The 398-nt window shown below is 64.8% G+C and carries 1 pseudogene; it reads right to left on the reverse strand.

Annotated features, from left to right (window positions below):
- Positions 1 to 74: 74 nt before the first annotated feature.
- Positions 75 to 398 (reverse strand): annotated as a pseudogene (locus IG99_RS43680) (transposase); the annotation flags it as partial.

A 398-nucleotide genomic window follows, 5' to 3' on the forward strand; every position in this document is an offset into this window, starting at 1 on the left:
CGCCCGAGGACCTCCACAGGCAATCCGCGCAGGAGATGAGACATGCGCGGAGCGTCGTATCCGGCGTCGAAGACGATGACGTTCTTCTGCAGCAGCGCGAAGAAGCTCTCCATGGCCGCGTTGTCGCCGGCCGCACCGACCCGGCCCATGGAGCCGACCAGGTCATGACGTGCGAGAACGGACACGAACGTCCGTGAGCGGAACTGCGACCCTCGACCGGAATGAACAATGCATCCGGCGACCTGGCCGCGACGGGCCACCGCGGATTCAAGGGCTCTCACCGCGAGGCTGGATTTCATCCGGGCGTCGATGGAATAGCCCACGATGCGGCCCGATTACACGTCCTTGACGGCACACAGGTACAACGTGCCCTCGCCGGTTGCGTGCTCGGTGATGTC

Origin of the sequence: Streptomyces griseus subsp. griseus (assembly GCF_000720255.1) — a bacterium.
Lineage (GTDB): Bacteria > Actinomycetota > Actinomycetes > Streptomycetales > Streptomycetaceae > Streptomyces > Streptomyces griseus_I.